Origin of the sequence: Fervidobacterium sp. 2310opik-2 (genome assembly GCF_011057735.1) — a bacterium.
Lineage (GTDB): Bacteria > Thermotogota > Thermotogae > Thermotogales > Fervidobacteriaceae > Fervidobacterium > Fervidobacterium nodosum.
The window spans coordinates 39,677-56,698 of record NZ_LNGG01000011.1; the positions used below are offsets into that span (position 1 = coordinate 39,677).

The 17,022-nt window shown below is 34.3% G+C and carries 17 protein-coding genes and 1 tRNA gene; 6 read left to right on the forward strand and 12 right to left on the reverse strand.

Annotated elements, in window-relative coordinates; translation table 11 throughout:
* Positions 1-53 precede the first annotated feature (53 nt).
* Complete coding sequence (locus tag AS161_RS05155; protein WP_164542035.1) at positions 54-506, forward strand: chemotaxis protein CheW; 453 nt, start codon at positions 54-56, stop codon at positions 504-506.
* 100 nt (positions 507-606) lie between these two features.
* Positions 607-681 (forward strand) — tRNA-Val (locus AS161_RS05160).
* 67 nt (positions 682-748) lie between these two features.
* Here the strand turns inward: AS161_RS05160 and AS161_RS05165 are convergent.
* The 12 genes from AS161_RS05165 to fliF form a co-directional block, all read right to left on the reverse strand.
* Positions 749-2,017 (reverse strand): DUF5693 family protein, encoded by a 1,269-nt coding sequence (locus AS161_RS05165; protein WP_164542036.1) that lies wholly within the window; start codon positions 2,015-2,017, stop codon positions 749-751.
* Positions 2,014-2,967: an RluA family pseudouridine synthase gene (locus AS161_RS05170; RefSeq protein ID WP_164542037.1), complete on the reverse strand. Its 954-nt coding sequence runs from the start codon at positions 2,965-2,967 to the stop codon at positions 2,014-2,016. Before AS161_RS05170 ends, AS161_RS05165 begins: the two co-directional genes overlap by 4 nt.
* Before the next feature lie 29 nt (positions 2,968-2,996).
* Positions 2,997-3,644 carry a 5'-methylthioadenosine/S-adenosylhomocysteine nucleosidase gene (locus tag AS161_RS05175; RefSeq protein WP_164542038.1) on the reverse strand — a complete coding sequence of 216 codons (648 nt, stop codon included), beginning with the start codon at positions 3,642-3,644 and terminating at the stop codon, positions 2,997-2,999.
* A 28-nt stretch (positions 3,645-3,672) separates the two neighbouring features.
* The gene (locus AS161_RS05180; protein ID WP_164542039.1) at positions 3,673-4,140 is read right to left on the reverse strand and encodes a chemotaxis protein CheX; all 468 of its coding nucleotides are present in this window, start codon (positions 4,138-4,140) and stop codon (positions 3,673-3,675) included.
* Positions 4,133-4,933, reverse strand: coding sequence for a GTPase (locus AS161_RS05185; RefSeq protein WP_164542040.1), 801 nt, complete (start codon positions 4,931-4,933; stop codon positions 4,133-4,135). The genes AS161_RS05180 and AS161_RS05185 overlap by 8 nt, the downstream gene beginning before the upstream one ends.
* A gap of 28 nt (positions 4,934-4,961) precedes the next feature.
* Positions 4,962-5,666, reverse strand: coding sequence for a UMP kinase (gene pyrH, locus AS161_RS05190; RefSeq protein ID WP_011993997.1), 705 nt, complete (start codon positions 5,664-5,666; stop codon positions 4,962-4,964).
* A 2-nt stretch (positions 5,667-5,668) separates the two neighbouring features.
* Positions 5,669-8,122, reverse strand: coding sequence for an AAA family ATPase (locus AS161_RS05195; RefSeq protein ID WP_164542041.1), 2,454 nt, complete (start codon positions 8,120-8,122; stop codon positions 5,669-5,671).
* Positions 8,113-8,661, reverse strand: coding sequence for a hypothetical protein (locus AS161_RS05200; RefSeq protein ID WP_164542042.1), 549 nt, complete (start codon positions 8,659-8,661; stop codon positions 8,113-8,115). The genes AS161_RS05195 and AS161_RS05200 overlap by 10 nt, the downstream gene beginning before the upstream one ends.
* A 34-nt stretch (positions 8,662-8,695) precedes the next feature.
* A complete protein-coding gene (locus AS161_RS05205) occupies positions 8,696-9,934 on the reverse strand; it encodes a PhoH family protein (protein WP_164542064.1) in 1,239 nt (412 codons plus the stop codon).
* Between the two features lie 4 nt (positions 9,935-9,938).
* Positions 9,939-10,505: a 3'-5' exonuclease gene (locus AS161_RS05210; RefSeq protein ID WP_164542043.1), complete on the reverse strand. Its 567-nt coding sequence runs from the start codon at positions 10,503-10,505 to the stop codon at positions 9,939-9,941.
* Between the two features lie 96 nt (positions 10,506-10,601).
* Positions 10,602-11,612 (reverse strand): flagellar motor switch protein FliG, encoded by a 1,011-nt coding sequence (gene fliG, locus AS161_RS05215; RefSeq protein ID WP_164542044.1) that lies wholly within the window; start codon positions 11,610-11,612, stop codon positions 10,602-10,604.
* Positions 11,613-11,654: 42 nt separating this feature from the next.
* Positions 11,655-13,262 (reverse strand): flagellar basal-body MS-ring/collar protein FliF, encoded by a 1,608-nt coding sequence (gene fliF / locus AS161_RS05220; RefSeq protein WP_164542045.1) that lies wholly within the window; start codon positions 13,260-13,262, stop codon positions 11,655-11,657.
* A 166-nt stretch (positions 13,263-13,428) separates the two neighbouring features.
* Here fliF and AS161_RS05225 point away from each other — a divergent pair, with 166 nt between their 5' ends.
* From AS161_RS05225 to glmS, 4 genes are read left to right on the forward strand one after another with little or no spacing between them, the layout of a single operon-like run.
* The gene (locus AS161_RS05225; RefSeq protein WP_164542046.1) at positions 13,429-13,968 is read left to right on the forward strand and encodes a DUF177 domain-containing protein; all 540 of its coding nucleotides are present in this window, start codon (positions 13,429-13,431) and stop codon (positions 13,966-13,968) included.
* Positions 13,969-13,970: 2 nt separating this feature from the next.
* Positions 13,971-14,153 (forward strand): 50S ribosomal protein L32, encoded by a 183-nt coding sequence (gene rpmF, locus AS161_RS05230; RefSeq protein WP_011994005.1) that lies wholly within the window; start codon positions 13,971-13,973, stop codon positions 14,151-14,153.
* Positions 14,150-15,154: a phosphate acyltransferase PlsX gene (gene plsX / locus AS161_RS05235; RefSeq protein WP_011994006.1), complete on the forward strand. Its 1,005-nt coding sequence runs from the start codon at positions 14,150-14,152 to the stop codon at positions 15,152-15,154. The genes rpmF and plsX overlap by 4 nt, the downstream gene beginning before the upstream one ends.
* A 45-nt stretch (positions 15,155-15,199) precedes the next feature.
* Positions 15,200-17,011, forward strand: a complete 1,812-nt coding sequence (glmS, locus tag AS161_RS05240; RefSeq protein ID WP_011994007.1) for a glutamine--fructose-6-phosphate transaminase (isomerizing) — start codon at positions 15,200-15,202, stop codon at positions 17,009-17,011.
* Positions 17,012-17,022 lie beyond the last annotated feature (11 nt).

A 17,022-nucleotide genomic window follows, 5' to 3' on the forward strand; every position in this document is an offset into this window, starting at 1 on the left:
CAAATACATGATAAAATATTTTACAGAACTTATTAAAATCTGGGGGTGATTGTATGGAACTTAAATTTCTAACATTCCATTTAGGCAAAGAAATTTTTGCAATTAACATAATGAAGGTAGAAAGGGTAAAAGAGTACGAAAAAACAACAAAAATGCCAAATATAGCTGAATACGTTGAAGGAATCATAAACTTAATGGGTGAGATTGTTCCAATAATAAACCTTCGCAAAAAATTTATGCTACCGGATTTCGAAAATAAAGAAAAAACTAAGATAATAGTTGTAAAATTGGAAAATAATAAGAAAGTAGGTTTTCTTGTCGATGATGTTAGAGAAGTACTAACAGTTACAGAAGATAAAATAGATGAGCCTCCTGCGCACATCGGTGGTATGTCAAATGTAAAATTTATCTCTGGAGTTATAAAATTAGAGAACGAAATGATTTTAACTCTCGAGGTTGATAATCTACTAACAAGTGAAGAAAAACTTGCGCTCGCAAATATTTAATAAAAAATAGAGAATTATCTTGAAATAAACCAAATAATATGTTAAAATATATAAGCTTCCTTGTTTTTCAGAAGAAGTTTTTTGTTTGTGTTTAATCATCGGGTGTGTAGCTCAGTGGAAGAGCACTTCCCTCACGAGGAAGGGGTCGTAGGTTCAATTCCTACCACACCCACCAAATTGAAATAAAAAGCCCGTAATTAAAAAATTACGGGCTTTTTAATTTTAAACAAGCTTAAGTTTTTTCACTCTTTACCTGTCCAAATATTTATAAGTTTTATAAAAGTAACTACGAAAAAGTAAATAGTTACGCCAATTAGTATTGTAATAGTTTCACGGTAAGCCAAAACATATATTGGCGCCTTTATGTGACAAAACGAATTAAAAATTGAAACAAGAGCAAAAGTTCCAAAAAATGAGAATAGTGCTTTTGTAAATGCATTTTCAAACTCCGTTGATAACAATAATATAGGAATGAAAATAATTTCTTTTGTTCGCGGCCTTACGATGAATATATTCTCCAGTAGAAGTCTAATATCTTCTTCAAACTTTGTTACAAAACCATAATTTCCACTTCTTAAAATCATATACGAAATACTCAGTAAGCCAATTATTGAAAAAGTTATAATGTGACTTTTTTTGAAAATATTCTCTTTACCTAACTTCGTAAAAATAATCACAGCCAATAACGATGGTAACAATACAAGTGAAATTTTTACCCCACGGTAAATTTCAAGGTCATTAAGATATTGAAATGAATACAAAGAAAAGTTAGTAAGGATTCCTAATAAAGCAAAGTTCACTATTCTAAAGAAATTATTTTTTGCCGAAAAATAACAACCAATAGTTCCAAGTATACTCACTAAACTAACGTAAAACCAATAATCCTTAAAGAAAAGAAAAGACAAAACTGCAAAAGGCATTTGAAGTGTTACGTATATTCCTAACAATATTCCAAAAATCTTATTATTCCAAGTCGTATCGTCTGGTTTAGGTATTCGCATACTCACTTGAAAGAAATTACTAAAGATTTTGTACGCTTCTACAGAAGTCTCAGAATTTGGTACAACTATAACCTCAACACTTCTTTCAACAACCGCCCTCCAAAATCTTTTGAAAAGTCTGTAAGTATCATACTTTGGTATTTCTTCGGGCTTTATATAATGAACCTTTACAATTTTCTTGTAACCTGTCTTTTTGTAAAATTCTTTGACAAAATCTGTCGTGCCGTAAAATTCCATATTCCCAACGTATTTACCGTTTACCTTCTTTAAGAAATCCTGCGGAGATTCTTTGATATTACCAACTGGAATTACTAACTCAACGTTATCTTCTATTTTTTCATTGCCCGTGTAAAAAAGTACGCGGCTATCATCTTCAAAGAAAAAAGTAACAGCGGTGTTTTCTTTATCTATTGGAACTCGAAAGAATATAGAGAGTAATAAAATAACGGAAAACACTGTAATCAGTATTTCGACATATTTCTCGTTTTTTGGAAAGATGTGTATCTTCAATCTTTACCACTCTCCGCATTAAGATATTTAATAACTGTGGTAAGATCTTTGGGAAGCTGGGCCAAGATATTATAATTTCTTCCATTGAAAACAAATTTCATCTGTTTACAATGAAGAAAATGCCTTTTCAAACCAAAATTCTTTGAAAATTCTCTGTTTAATCTGAAATTTCCATAATCTTTATCGCCAACTATTGGACAATTTACTGATGAAAGGTGTTTTCTAATTTGGTGCTTCCTTCCCGTTTCTATTTCAACTTCAAGGAAACTTAACTCAACACTTATACCATTCAATTTAACTCTAAAATATTCGATTGGAATTATGTGGCTTACAGCATCTTGGCCATCTATAGGCGTGTTTATTGTAACTTTCTGCACCTTACCAAAAACCAAAGCATTATATATTTTTTCAACATTTCGTGAAGAGATAATTTCACTTAGCTCTCTTGCCACATTTCTATCCTTTGCAACAATTAACACACCGGATGTCTCTTTATCTAACCTGTGTACAAGGAAAGGCTCGAAGCCATTTTCCTTGCCGTAATGCATAAGCCCTTCGATAATAGAAGGTTTATTAACATTCTTTCCTGGATGTACTGATACCCCGGCAGGCTTATTTATAGCAATTATAAGCTCATCTTCGTAAATAATATCTAAATCCATTTTTACAGGCTTTAACTCTAAGTATTCTCGACTGTAATTATCTAAAGACTCTTCAATTAATTCTATAACATCACCAATGTTTAACTTGGTTGAAGGGTCTTTTACCTTTTTACCGTTTATTTTTACCTTACCTGTACGTAAAAACTTGTAAATTGCACTTAATGGTACATTCTTCAGCATTTTTCTTAAAAATTTATCTACTCTTGAAAAGTAATTGCTCTCATTTACAGTCCAAACTTTTACATTGGAATTATTTTGTAAATCGTTTCTATTATCCCTCTCTTTCAAGGAAAGCACCTACTTTCACTATGCATAAACTATAATATGTGTTTATCCAAAAGCTCAGAAACTATTGTCGACGGAAGGCTTGAAAATTTTCTGAAATTTTGTTCGTATTCAATGTGAGCCTGTTCTTCACTAGTATCAACGATAACCTTTAGAGAGCAAAATTCTACCCCATTTTCTTTACATACCTTTGACATTGCAGCGCTATCCATATCGACTGCTAAAGCTTTGTATTTATCATAAAGCATCTCCTTCATTTTTTTATCACTTACAATAAGATCCCCACTAACCATTGGACCAAAAGCAACGTATTTATAAACATCAGCAATTTTCTCAAGAAGTATGTGTGAAGCTTCTATCGGCATAATGTTACCACCTTGAAAATCATGCTCGTAATAGGTGGTACCACATACAATATCACCTATCTTTAAATTTGGGTCTATCGCTCCAGCAGAACCACAATGTATAATATACTTAGGATTAAATTTATCTATTATCGCCTGAGTTATCATCGCACTTTCAACTTTACCTATAAAACCATATATCGTTACAACTTCATTCCCACCAATGATTCCCCTTGAAAAATTTCTTTTAATCAATTCGCCGTTTTCAAGAAGCGGGAGCAATTCCCTGAAAACGCCTATTATTTCTTCCTTAAGTACACCGGTTACAACTACCATCTTATCTCCACCTCAATTTTTTAACTATTTATTTGCCTCCACGAACACCAATGTGAAGTTCCAAATCGTCTTCTTCAAAAAGATTCACTGGAAGTCTTATAATCATTCCCTCAGTTGTTATTTTCATTCCTTCACCAGTTATAACTGTCGGAGGTGTTATATCTATTTTGTAACCAAGTTTCTCAAGATTCATGGCAATACTTCCAGAAGTCATATTCCCAAGCTCACCTATCGCGCTAAGAGCAAGATCATCCAATGCCCCATATTCCATTCCCATCATCCTTGAAACTATTTTTAATGCTGTTGTTTCACTAAAAGAGTATATAAAATTTCCCTCAATATCTCCAGTGAAGCCTATAACCGTTACTATGTTGTATTTTGGTACAACATCCTTTACTGCTTGTGGTTTACCAAAATTCGCTTTCAGTTGAAGTACCATTTCGTAAGTATTTTGCGCTGATGCCAAAACAGAGTTTATAATCCTCACATCAACCATTTTTCACAACCTCCCAAAATTTATTAAAGTCTGTATCGTAAGTAAACTGTCCTATTTTGCCATCTGACAATTCCTTGAAGAATAAATTTTTTGCTTTTTCAAAGTCAACGGTTCCACCCTTTTTTAACAAACCTCTTTTTTTACCAAATTCCTCCAAGAAAGTGTAGAAATCCTTATCAATTCCTGCCACGTTTTTGTAGATGTTAAAAGCTATATCATATATCTCATCATTTAAGTTTTCAACAGGTATAGAACCAATAAGTAATAATTTTGCAGCTATTTCTTTCGAATATATCTCAGAATACAAAATACCTGGCGAATCCAATACCACTATACCATCAACACTAACCCACTGAACTCCGCGGGTAATACCAGGCTGGGAACCTGTTTTCGCGCGGTGTCTTCCTATAATTTTATTTATAATTGTAGATTTTCCAACATTAGGAACACCGACCACCGCTAAATGTGGATTCCCTTTTTTTGAAGAAGTTTTTACAAGATTTATTATGCTCTTCCCACTCGTTTCCTTACTCATGAGCAAAACAGGAAAAGATTTCGATATCTCGTTTTTCCACAAAATATTGTAATCTTTATTGGCAAGGTCAGATTTATTAAGAACAATTATCTTTTCTTTATCCCTAAAAATATTCATCTCAAAACTTGTCGTCGTGACTGGTGCTCTTGCGTCTAGGACAAAAATAACTATATCTATCTTCTTTAAATTTTCTCTTATCTGTCTTTTCGCTTTCTGCACATGCCCAGGATACCATGCGCTTACCTTATCGTTATCCATTTATCTACCACACATCCCTTAAAAACTTTTAAACTTTTGGAACAACAAGTGTACCTACATTTTCACCTTTTATAGCTTTAAGAAGATTCCCATTTTCAAAGAAATTCATAACAAGTATCTTCATATTATATCTCTTACATATAGAAAAAGCTTCTGTATCCATTATCTTTAGATTCTTTTCTATGGCTTCGTCGTAAGTTATAACGTTATATTTTTTTGCATCGCTGTATTTTTTAGGATCCTTATCATATATACCACAGACCTTCGTACCTTTAATCAAAAGTTCTGCTTTCATCTCAACTGCCCTTAGTGCAGCACCAGTGTCTGTTGTAAAGAAAGGATTGCTTGTACCACCCGCAAATATAACTACGTAACCTGCGTCAAAGTAAAGGTCAATATCGTCATAATTGATTAATTTAACTGAAGGTAATGTTACTATCTGCGACACAATAACAGTCCTAATGCCAGCATTCTCAAATCTATCTTTAAGATAAAGCGCGTTTATAACAGTACCGAGCATCCCTATCTGATCAGAAATAGTTGGCCTAAGACCCTCAAAATCCCTTCCCCTGAAAATATTCCCAGCGCCTATAACTATTCCAAGCTTTGTTCCATATTCGGATATACCCTTTATTTCCTTAATAAGATATTCAACATGCTCTTCGTTGAATCCTTTTTGATCCTCTCCGCTTAGAACTTCGCCACTTAATTTTAAGAGAACTCTTTTGTACATTATTACCCCTCCAAGTATAATACATTTGTGTTTTTATCAAAATGTTTAATTATTCTCTTATCGCTCGTTAAAAGTATTATCTGCCTATAATTTGACTCCTCCTTAAGATATTCACAAATTCTTTTGAGTCTCTCGTCATCAAAACGAATTAACGTGTTATCTATAACAAGAGGAATGTTTCCATCATAAAATGATTTGTAAAGTGCGTTCTTAATACCAAAAATTAGAAGGTCTTTAGTGGACCCACTCAGGTATTCAGAAGGATCTTTTAAATCCCCTTCAACCAATATCTTCACAGAAAGTTCCGGGGTTACAAAGAAATTCTTAGTTTGTCCAGAAACATAATTGAAAAATTTAATAAATTCATCACTGAAATTTTTGTAATAGCTTTCAACAAATTTTGAATAACTGTCTTTCAGGTGTTCAAAAAGCCTTGGGATATAACTCCCTATCAAATTTATCAGTGATAACTTAAACTCTAATTCATCCTTCCTTACTAAGAGTTCAGAGAGAAGTTCTTTGTTGACACTATTTTCTTCAATTTTTTTACAAATATCTTGATACATTTGCTCAAGTTCATTGATAATCTTAATTTGATTTTCGACAGACAATTTGTATGAATGAATATCTCTATCTAAATCTTCGTTTTCAAGATTGTTTTCCAAATCTTTTAATGTGGTAATATTCTCTGAAAGTTCTGACTTAAGTTTTAGATAATTTTCAAAATCGGTACGATAATTTTCTATATCTTGTTTAGAAACACCATTTGTCTTTAGTGATTCTTCAAGATGATTATGCAACAGATTAAGTTCTTTCTGTTTAGAAACATATTCGCCACGAACCTGTGTAAGCTTCCTTTCGAGAGTTTCTTTTTCATAAATAAGTTCTTGAACTTCATTAAATGTCCTTTGTAAATTCTCGACTGCGGAAACAACCATTTGAGCGTAACCATTTACATTAAACTTGGAAAGCTCTTTTATAATCTCCTGTTCTATCTCTTTCAATTCTATAATTTTCTTTTGCTTTTCAACATTCGCTGCTTTCCATTCGAGAAATTCTGAATATTTCTTCCGCAAATCCCTAATATTCTTAACACCGTATTGGCCGAGCAATTTCCAAACTTGAGGTTGCTCAACTCGATGCATCATTATTTCCATAAGTCTTTCTTGAAGAACCGATAGCTTTGAAATATTATTCCTAGATTTTAGTAAAAGCAAAACAGCAAAGCCCAAAAACAAAACCGATGGCAAATACATAAATAAAGCTATTTTATTAAACAATAAACCAAGCGCTAACAACACTACGCCTGCTATACCTGATAGTATAGATAAATCCTTTGAATATTTCGCGCTTCCCTCAAGTTTTTCTATTTGATTTTGAATGTCTATTTTTTCTTTCTCGATAGCATTTTTTATTTCTTGATATTTTTGTTCTTCATCTTCAGCACGTTCAATTATAGATGGATCCTGAATAAAGATATGCCAAAGAGGTTCTTCTTCTTCAGTTTGACTAATTCCCTCACCATACATCTTTGAAAGTAGAGAAAGATGTTTTAACCTCAAACTTATGCTTTCTAAATCCTTTTCAGACGTTGCTCCTAACAATTTAAGCTTTGAATTTATCTCATTGTCTTTGGTATTAATAATCTCTACAAGAGATTTTTCCTCTTCTTCCAATTTATCAATTTCTTCTTTCACATTATCTATTTTTTTAATTAATCCATAGATTTCGAACACAACATTCTGATCTATACGTTCCACCCAAGACAATTTTGAAAGTTTCGATTTTATTTCATCGATTTTCATCTGAACTTTGGTTATTTCGTTTTTCAATTCTTCTTTTTTCTTTTTTCTTAGATTTTCTAACTCAACTTGCAAGTTTTCCAGTTCGTCATGTGCTTTTTCTAAACGTTTTGAAATATCATTCTTCTCTAAATATAGCTTATTTCTAACAACTATAATTGATTTTACTTTTTCAATTTCCGCTTTTACGTCATTCAAATCAGAGGAAATTTTATTTACACACTTATCTATTTGAAATTCTTCAAGACCTTTCATGACCCCTTTTATAATTCTTCCCATCTCTGTTTTCTCGCTCTTTTTCTTAAGAGAACTTTCGATTATACTTTTATCTATTTTCAAACTCTCAAGTTCGTCGTCTTCCATAAGGAAAGCTATACTCTCTAAGAAATCTTTATCTTGCTTTTGTTCCGAAGTCTCACCAAAGACAAATGTCCCCTCTGAAGTTTCCAGCAATCCACCAAATTCTTCACCGTTCCAAGGTTTATATTTAAGTGCCTCGTTGCTTGGATTAGAAAGTGTGTAAAGTATAAATCTGGCAAGCGTAGTCTTGCCACTCTCATTTGGACCAAATACTATATTCATTCCTGGCGTAAAATTAAATTGCCTATCTATTAGCTTGCCAAATCCATTTATCTTAGCTTTTTTTAGAAACATAACTCTTCACCTCTAATAAGTTTCAAAACTACGTACTTTTCAGCAATAGTATTAAGATTGCTTGTAATATTAGATTCAGCAAAGTTTCTCGGTTTTACATCAACAACATAACTAAGTGTATTTTCTCCCATATCTTCAGTTAAGAAATTTTCAATTAAGTAGAAACAATTCGTGTAGTCACACTTTAGATTACTTGCCATTGGCAGTCTATAAAGTCCTATCGTTTCAGCTTCATCCAATTTTTTGACCACGCCATCCATCCTAATTTGTGGAACATTGTTTACAGGCGAAGAGTTGAAATCTAGGTCTATTTCCTTATAAATAACTTCAAATTCGTGAAAAAAACCTTCCAAGACCTCCTCAAGGTCTTCAATAAGTCCAAATTCACCTAATGCGTTGTAAAAAACAAACTTCGCATCGGTAAATGTTTTAGAAAGGTGTGCAAGTAAATTTACCTTACACCTAAAAATATTATCTCTAAACTTTTCAAAACCGCTGTAGTGTTCATACAAAGCCAGATTATTTACTTCTACGATCACCTAAGATTCCCCCTAATTACAAAATTTGTAAAATTTATAAAATTTCAGCGGCTATTGTTGCCAATTCAGATCTTTCGCCTTTACTTAGTATAATATGGCATGATATTTTTTGCCCACGGAATTTTGAAGCTGCATGGACAAGACCATTGCTACTTTCGTCAAGATATGGTGTATCTATCTGATATGGATCACCTGTTAAAACGACTTTTGTTCCTTCGCCAGCTCTTGTAAGTATCGTTTTTACTTCAAGAGGCGTTAGATTTTGAGCTTCGTCAATTATTATATACTGTCTCGGAATGGAACGCCCTCTTATGTAAGTCAAAGCTTCCAATTCGATTATTTCCTTCTTCATTATCTCTTTGAAACTAAGATTATTTAATCTACATAGATACTCCAAATTATCCATAATACCGCCCATCCATGGAGAAATCTTCTCTTCAAGCGCTCCGGGTAGATAACCAATATCCTTTCCACCCATTGGCACCAATGGTCTTGCTACAACGATATTATCATACACCCCTTCTTGTAATGTCTTTTGCAAAGCAGCAGCTAATGCTAAGAAAGTCTTACCGGTACCTGCTATACCTATCAGAGAAACCACCTTAATATCATCATTTAAAAGTGCATCAAGGCTGAATAGTTGTTCTTTATTCCTTGGACTAACGTTAAAAACTTTAATTTTTGGATTAACCTCAACAAAATTCTCTCCATCAAATCTATAATAACCATTCTCGCATTCAATATATTCGTTTGGAAAAATTTTACTCGTATCAACACCCTTAAGATTTTTAACGGTAATATAACCAGGCGACAGTAAAGAAAGGTCATTTTTGTCAGTGAGATAATCTTCGGCAGGTATTCCCAAAGCAGCAGCTTTAATTCTTAAACTTATATCCTTTGAAACTATAATTGTTGGTTCCGGTCGATGACTTTTCAGATACATAGAATATGCGATTATCCAATTATCAACATATTTTTCAAAAAGGAATTTTACTTGATGCTTATCAAAGTCAGACTCGTTTAACACAGGTATCGTTAAAGTCCCACCACTCCTAAGTTTTACTCCTTGGTGTATATCGCCAGTTTTTCTTACTTCATCGAGTACACGTATCGCCAATCTAGCATTTTTACCAACTCTTCCTTGTTCTCTCTTAAGCTTATCTAATTCTTCAATCACAGGGAGCGGTATAAATATATTGTTATCTTCGAATGAATATATAGCTTCTGGATCGTGTATAAGCACATTTGTATCAAGTATAAAATTTTTAACCATTTTATCAATACTCCCTTCCCATCCAACGTTTGAGGAACTCATGGATAACTTCCCAACCCAACATATCGAAAAACCTAATAAAAACATTTGCGGTTACAAAAGCGTCGTCGTAAGCTCTATGAGTAACTTTATGTTGTATTTTCATCTCTTGAGCTAAACTCTCAAGTTTTCTTCTCCTGCCGTAAACCGCCTTTGATATATCAAGAGTATCGATATAATACACATCTAACGGCAATTGTCCAACTTCTTTTGCTGCATAGTCAAGAAAAGTGAGGTCAAACTTAGCATTATGAAATACCAAAATTGTGTCTTTTGAGTATTTCCTAACAACAGAAATTATTTCATCAAGTTCTGGCGCGTTTTCAATATCTGAGTTACTTATCTTGTGAACACTTTGAGCATATGCTTGGATATTAACTTTTGGATTAACTAACGAAGTATACACCCATTCTTTAACGATCTTCCCTTTATAAATCGGTATTATTGCGATTTCAATGATCCTATCACCTATTGAAGGGTCAATACCGGTAGTTTCTATATCAACACAACAATAAACATTCTCGTCCCACATGTACGATGTTCCTTTCTTAGATATTATAACATTTTTGAATGTTATACTGAGACAAATCGCTACAATTAATATTAAAATTAATATTACTATATATTACTATGTGATAAGCTCTTCACCACCACCACGGGAGATAACAATTTCTCCAGCTTCTTCTAGCCTTCTTATTATATTTATTATCTTCTGCTGAGCTTCCTCAACATCTTTAACTCTCACAGGTCCCATAAATTCCATTTCGTCTTTGAGTAACTGTTGGGCACGTTTTGACATATTGTTCAGAATCTTTTGCTTTAGTTCTTCTGAAGCGCCTTTGAGCGCAACCGCCAAATCTTGCATATTGACTTCTCTAAGAACAAGCTGTACAGCTCTATCGTCAATTTTGAGGATATCTTCAAAGACAAACATTCTTCTTCTAATTTCTTCTGCAAGTTCTGGTGATTCATAAGTAAGACGTTCCATAATTGTCTTTTCAGTTGAACGATCTAAACTGTTCATAATTTCAGCAGCTGTGTCTAGTCCGCCAACAGCACTCATTGTCTGTGTCGCAACACCAGCAAATTTCTTTTCGAGTAATTTCTCAACTTCTTTTACAACATCTGGAGAAGCACGTTCAAGTAGTGATATCCTTTTTATAACTTCAATTTGTAAGTTTTCAGGTAACGCTCCAAGAACCTGTGCAGCCGTTCTTGGATCAAGAAAGCTAAGTACCAACGCTATTGTCTGTGGATGCTCAGATTGAAGGAAGTTCACTATTTGAACAACATCGGCTGTTCTCATAAATTCAAAAGGTTTTACAGCAAGGTTCGATACCAATCTTTCGATGATTTGCATAGCCTTTTCTGGCCCAAATGCTTTTATTAGCATCTCTTTTGCGTAGTCTATACCACCAGTAATTAAAAGCTCACGTGCCTTAGTAAGATTCTGAAATTCTTCTAAGACTATTCTTCTTTCTTCATTGCTTACCTTACCAAGATTAGCTATCTCTACTGTCAATGCTTCAACTTCCGAATCTTCGAGGTTTTTGAGAACCTTTGCAGCCCTCTCAGGTCCCATAGTTACAAGCAATATCGCCGCTTTTCTCCTTCCATTAAGTGTTTTTCTTTCGGCCATAATCTCTTCCTTCCTTCAAATGCTCACTTAATCAATTTCTCTTTATTTCTCACTTATCCATACCTTTAGCACGGTAGCAACTTCTTCTGGAGAAACTTCGGAAACCTGTTGTAAGTATTCTTTGAGTTGCTCAAGTATAGCCTCTTCCTCTCCGCCTGGTTGTACCTCTTCTGCTTGTTCAATGGCTTCCAATGCTCGTTGTGCTTCTTCTTGTAACAATTTGTACCTTTCTTGAATCATCTTCCTTGCTTTTATTTTTCTAAATTGAATAAGACCAAGGTAAGAAGCGAAGAATATAAGTATAGAAGCAAGTAATACCAATATCAACCTTGTTCTAAGTTTTTGTATTTCAGTAGTAGTTTGCAATTCTTTATAAAACTGTTCTTGGATTTCTCTACTAAATGGCAAAAATGCAACAGCATAAGTTACGCTACCGTTTGGAGTATTAGCTGATATACTCTTTTCGATGATGGTTTTAATGTAATTTTGCACTTCATCCTTTGAGGTCCTTTCAAGAACTGTGGAAGATGAATCTATAACAACAGATACCGTTATATTTTCTATTTCTCCTTCAGTATTTTTAACAATGTTCTCAATAACTTGATTAAGTTCGTAATTAACTATCTCATGGCTTTTTTGATAGGTAGTTACTCCTGTTCCTTCAGTTGATTCGTAAGTTGTTGGTGGAATATTAGACTCTGTACCAACGGGGCCGCCAGCTCCTTGACTTGTTGTAGAATACTCAGATTCCGTTTCTTTACTCCTTACCAATCCCTCTTTTTTATTTGGAGCAGTGTATGTGGTTATCTGTTTTTCAACTTTTTCCCAATTTAATTTAACGTCTGGTATAACTTCCACTCTACCTGGCCCAAAAATATTTTCAAGTGGAACTTTTATCTTTTGCTTATAATAATTTTCAAGGTTAACTTTAAGTTCCATTTTTGTGGAGGCAAGCGCAGTTGATTGATCCAAATTCAACATAGCGGTTAGGTCTTGTCCCGTTTGATCGATAATCTTTATGTTTTCAGTCTTTATCCCTTCAACAGCTCCCTGGATCAATGAAACAATACCCTTTACTTGTTCTTTACTTAGACTTTGACCGGGATCCATAACAACCATAACCGAAGCTCTCGGCTCCGACATTTCACCACGTACATAGTAAGTATATTTCGGAAGTGTAAGTACAACCCTTGAACTTTGTACACCTTTTATCGTTGAAATAGTTCTTTCTAATTCACCTTGAAGTGCTATTTGATATCTGACCTGCTTATCAAAACTTGTTGCACCAAGTGAAGTCTGATCAAGAATTTCAAATCCTCTTGAAGAACCAGAAAGAATTCCAGTAGAAGCCAATCTCATTCTAACTTCGTAAACGTTATAACTCGATGGGATCAATATCCTGTTACCAGCTTCAACTTTGTAGGGTATTCCCAATGTTTCAAGTTGTTGTATAACACTTCCAGCATCTTGTTCTGTTCGCGTTGTCAAAAGCAAAACATACTTTGGTGCATTTACAATGGCAAGAAGAATTATAGCCAAAATCACAGATGCTATTATCATTATAATCACTAATTTTTGTCCTTTTTGCAAAGCTTTCCATTTTTCAGGAAACTTTGCAAACCAATCTACAAATTTCCTAAACCAATCCACATCAATTCACCCCAAATTGCAATAGTTTGATAAAATCAGCAAAAGGGCTCACTTAAAAATTATACCATACAAATATACAAAAATTTACACTATATTAATTTTTTGTAAGTTAACATTTTTCGAAAAAGTACTATAATTATAATACCAAAGTCCCGAGGTGATTGCAATGTGGAAAATTAGCGTTAAGGAATTAATTAATGAAAAAAGAAAAATCATAGAAGATATTTATGCAATTGATGAGATAGAATTGCATACAGGAACTTACAAGGTTGTTAATGGTAGCTTCAAAGTAAAATTAGTACTTACTTACGCCGATAATAAAATACTACTTGGTGGATACGCAAGAGGATACGTAGAACGTCCATGTGACAGGTGTTTAAAAATTTCAGAAATGTACATTGACGGAATCGTCGAAGCAGTGTATACTTTTGAGAAGAAAATTACTCACAAAACAGAAGAGCTTAAAGATTTATCGAATGAAATATTGATTACAGATGATATAATAGACCTTGAGGAAAGAATAATTGAAGGAATAGTTAGCAGTGCACCAGATGTTTTTGTATGTAGTGAAGACTGCAAAGGTTTGTGCCCATATTGTGGTGCGGACTTAAATGAAGAGCCTGACCATAAATGTGATAAAATGGAAGAGAAAATTGATCCAAGATTCGAAATATTACTTAAAATCAAGCATACACAGGAGGGATAACTATGGCAGTACCAAAGCAGAAGCGTTCAAGCAGCAGAACACACCACAAAAGAGCAAAGATTTACAAAGCATTCAGCGTTGCGGTAACCACATGTCCAAACTGTGGCGCACCAAAACAACCACATAGAGTTTGCTTAAGATGTGGCTATTACGGTAAGAAGCAGGTGTTTGAGGTAGCGAAATGATTCGCATAGCGCTGGACTTAATGGGCGGAGATAGGGCGCCGGAGGAAATAAAAGCCGGCGCTCTTATGTATTTGCAAAATGTGAAAAAAACTGGTCGAAAAGTCCAACTCGTGCTTGTTGGTTTAGCTGATACTCTAAAAGAATTTGAACATTTTAAAAGTGAAGGATTAGTAGAACTTGTTGAAGCACAAGAAGCCTTGCCAATGGATGTAAAACCAACGGATGCATTAAGAAGAAAAAATAGTTCGATGTATATAGCATCTCAGTTAGTAAAAGAAAAGAAAGCAGAAGCTATCGTCAGCGCTGGTAACACAGGTGCTTTACTATCCTGTGCAACACTCGTTGTTGGAAGATTACCAGGTGTAGATAGACCGGCTTTGGCAGTACCTGTACCGAGTTTAAATGATTTTACTATACTCATAGACGCTGGAGCAAATGCCGAAGTCAAACATGAATGGTTAATCCAATTTGCCGCAATGGGTATAGAGTACGCTAAAATACTTGGCAAGAGAAATCCAAAAGTTGGATTATTGAACGTTGGAACTGAAGAAAACAAGGGTACAGAATTAGAAAAACAAGCGTACCAATTACTAAAACAAGCTTTCAATGAAAGTTTTTATGGAAATGTCGAAGGAAACGATATAAATATTGGTACTGTTGACGTTGTTGTAACTAACGGATTTTCTGGTAACATAGCTATGAAAACAATGGAAGGAGTTGCAAAACTCATTTCACATACAATTAAGCAAGAAGCCAAAAAAAGCTTGGATGGAATTTTAGGTGCTTTGCTATTCTCAAGAACTTTAAAGAAATTAAAGAAAAAACTCGACCCAAGAACATACGGTGGTTCGTTCTTCTTAGGAGTAGATGGAATTGTTGTAAAAGCGCATGGGAATTCAGATAGAATAGCTATATACAACGCCATAGACGTAGCAGTCAGAGGTGTGGAAGGTAAACTGGTAGAACAATTAAATGAAAGATTAAAAGTGTATAATAAATAAAGCTCTTCTATGTCTTCAAAGCAATTTTTAAAGGAGTGATTTAAAATGTGTGGTATCGTTGGAATAATTGGTCATGAATTTAAAGTAAGTGATTTAATAGATGGTCTTAAAAAACTTGAGTACCGTGGATATGATTCAGCAGGAGTTGCTGTTATAGACCAAAATGGTCTTTACGTTAGCAAAAGTGTCGGTAGGATAGATAATTTGAAAAGCGTTGTTGAAACTGAGAAAGTAGTCCATGGAGGTATTGCGCACACAAGGTGGGCAACACATGGTGCACCAAGTGATAAAAACGCTCATCCTCATACCGATTGTAGTGGAAAAATCGCGGTTGTACACAACGGAATAATAGAAAATTACCAAGAATTGAAAAATGAATTAATAGAAAAGGGGCACAAATTTAAATCAGACACAGATACAGAAGTTATAAGTCACCTCATCGAAGAAAACTTTCAAGGCGATTTATACAAAGCAGTTTTGGAAGCATTGAAAAAACTAAAAGGGGCATTCGCGATTGCAGTAATACACTCGGATATTCCAAATATCATGGTAGGTGCAAGAAAAGGTAGTCCACTCGTTTTAGGTTGCAACGATGAGAGATGCATACTTGCATCAGACGTTACTCCTATAATTAAATACACTCGTGACGTTATATTCCTTGAAGATGGTGATGTTGTTTACATAGAGGGGAATAAAGCAAAGGTAACAGACTTTTCTGGAAATGTTGTCATCAGAAAACACACGCACATTTCTTGGGACGAATCAGCTGCAGAAAAAGGCGGATTTAAACACTTTATGCTCAAAGAAATACACGAAGTTCCAGAAGCTATAGAAAGCGCACTTGTCGGAAGATTTGATGAAGATTTAAAACCAAATCTTAAAGAACTTGATGAATTCAATCTAGAAAAAGTTAAAAGGATACTCCTTGTTGCATGCGGTACAAGTTATCACGCGGGTCTTGTGTTCAAATACTTTGCGGAAAAATATCTCGATGTTGATGTACTTATAGATGTTGCATCAGAGTTTAGATATAGACCTATAAGGATAGATGATAATACGTTAACAATAGCTATCTCCCAATCTGGTGAAACGGCGGATACTCTTGAGAGTGTGAGAGCAGTTAAAAAAGCAGGTGGTAAAGTTATCGCAATAACCAATGTTGTTGGTTCAACGATAACAAGAGAAAGTGACATAACATTGTTCATGAACGCAGGACCAGAGATAGGAGTTGCTGCTTCAAAAACTTACGTTAACCAACTAATAATTCTATACACACTAGGTTTGTACATGATGAAAAAAAGAGGGATCTGGTCAGAAGAACATAATATAATATCAAAACAATTGAATGAATCACCAAAAATTGTTAGAAAGATAATTAACAACGAAAAAATAAATCAACTAGCTGATTATTACAAAAACTACCATCATTTCATGTACATAGGTCGTGGAATAAATACAGCAACAGCAATGGAAGGTGCATTGAAACTAAAAGAGATAAGTTACATAAACGCAGTAGCGTACCCAGCAGGCGAATTAAAACACGGACCAATAGCATTACTTGATCCAACTTTCCCAGTCTTCGCGATTGCACCAAAAGACAGCTTGTATGAAAAAATGAGAAGCAATATCGAAGAATCGAGGGCAAGAAACGCAAGAATACTTTCAATAGCAACAGAAGGCGATGAAGAAATCAAAAAAATATCGCATGACGTGATATACATCCCAGAAGCACATGAAGATTTATATCCGTTAATAATCGCACCGGTAATCCAACTATTCGCATACTACATAGCTGACAAGCGTGGTTACGACCCGGATAAACCAAGAAACCTTGCGAAAAGCGTAACAGTTGAATAATATAAAAAAGA

Excerpts from the sequence above, each read along its gene's own strand:
- plsX (WP_011994006.1), top strand. The coding sequence starts at position 14,150 with ATGATTCGCATAGCGCTGGACTTAATGGGCGGAGATAGGGCGCCGGAG.
- AS161_RS05185 (WP_164542040.1), bottom strand. The coding sequence starts at position 4,933 with ATGGATAACGATAAGGTAAGCGCATGGTATCCTGGGCATGTGCAGAAA.
- AS161_RS05175 (WP_164542038.1), bottom strand. The coding sequence starts at position 3,644 with ATGGTAGTTGTAACCGGTGTACTTAAGGAAGAAATAATAGGCGTTTTC.
- AS161_RS05180 (WP_164542039.1), bottom strand. The coding sequence starts at position 4,140 with ATGGTTGATGTGAGGATTATAAACTCTGTTTTGGCATCAGCGCAAAAT.
- pyrH (WP_011993997.1), bottom strand. The coding sequence starts at position 5,666 with ATGTACAAAAGAGTTCTCTTAAAATTAAGTGGCGAAGTTCTAAGCGGA.
- rpmF (WP_011994005.1), top strand. The coding sequence starts at position 13,971 with ATGGCAGTACCAAAGCAGAAGCGTTCAAGCAGCAGAACACACCACAAA.
- AS161_RS05205 (WP_164542064.1), bottom strand. The coding sequence starts at position 9,934 with ATGGTTAAAAATTTTATACTTGATACAAATGTGCTTATACACGATCCA.
- AS161_RS05210 (WP_164542043.1), bottom strand. The coding sequence starts at position 10,505 with ATGTGGGACGAGAATGTTTATTGTTGTGTTGATATAGAAACTACCGGT.
- AS161_RS05195 (WP_164542041.1), bottom strand. The coding sequence starts at position 8,122 with ATGTTTCTAAAAAAAGCTAAGATAAATGGATTTGGCAAGCTAATAGAT.
- AS161_RS05155 (WP_164542035.1), top strand. The coding sequence starts at position 54 with ATGGAACTTAAATTTCTAACATTCCATTTAGGCAAAGAAATTTTTGCA.
- AS161_RS05225 (WP_164542046.1), top strand. The coding sequence starts at position 13,429 with ATGTGGAAAATTAGCGTTAAGGAATTAATTAATGAAAAAAGAAAAATC.
- fliG (WP_164542044.1), bottom strand. The coding sequence starts at position 11,612 with ATGGCCGAAAGAAAAACACTTAATGGAAGGAGAAAAGCGGCGATATTG.
- glmS (WP_011994007.1), top strand. The coding sequence starts at position 15,200 with ATGTGTGGTATCGTTGGAATAATTGGTCATGAATTTAAAGTAAGTGAT.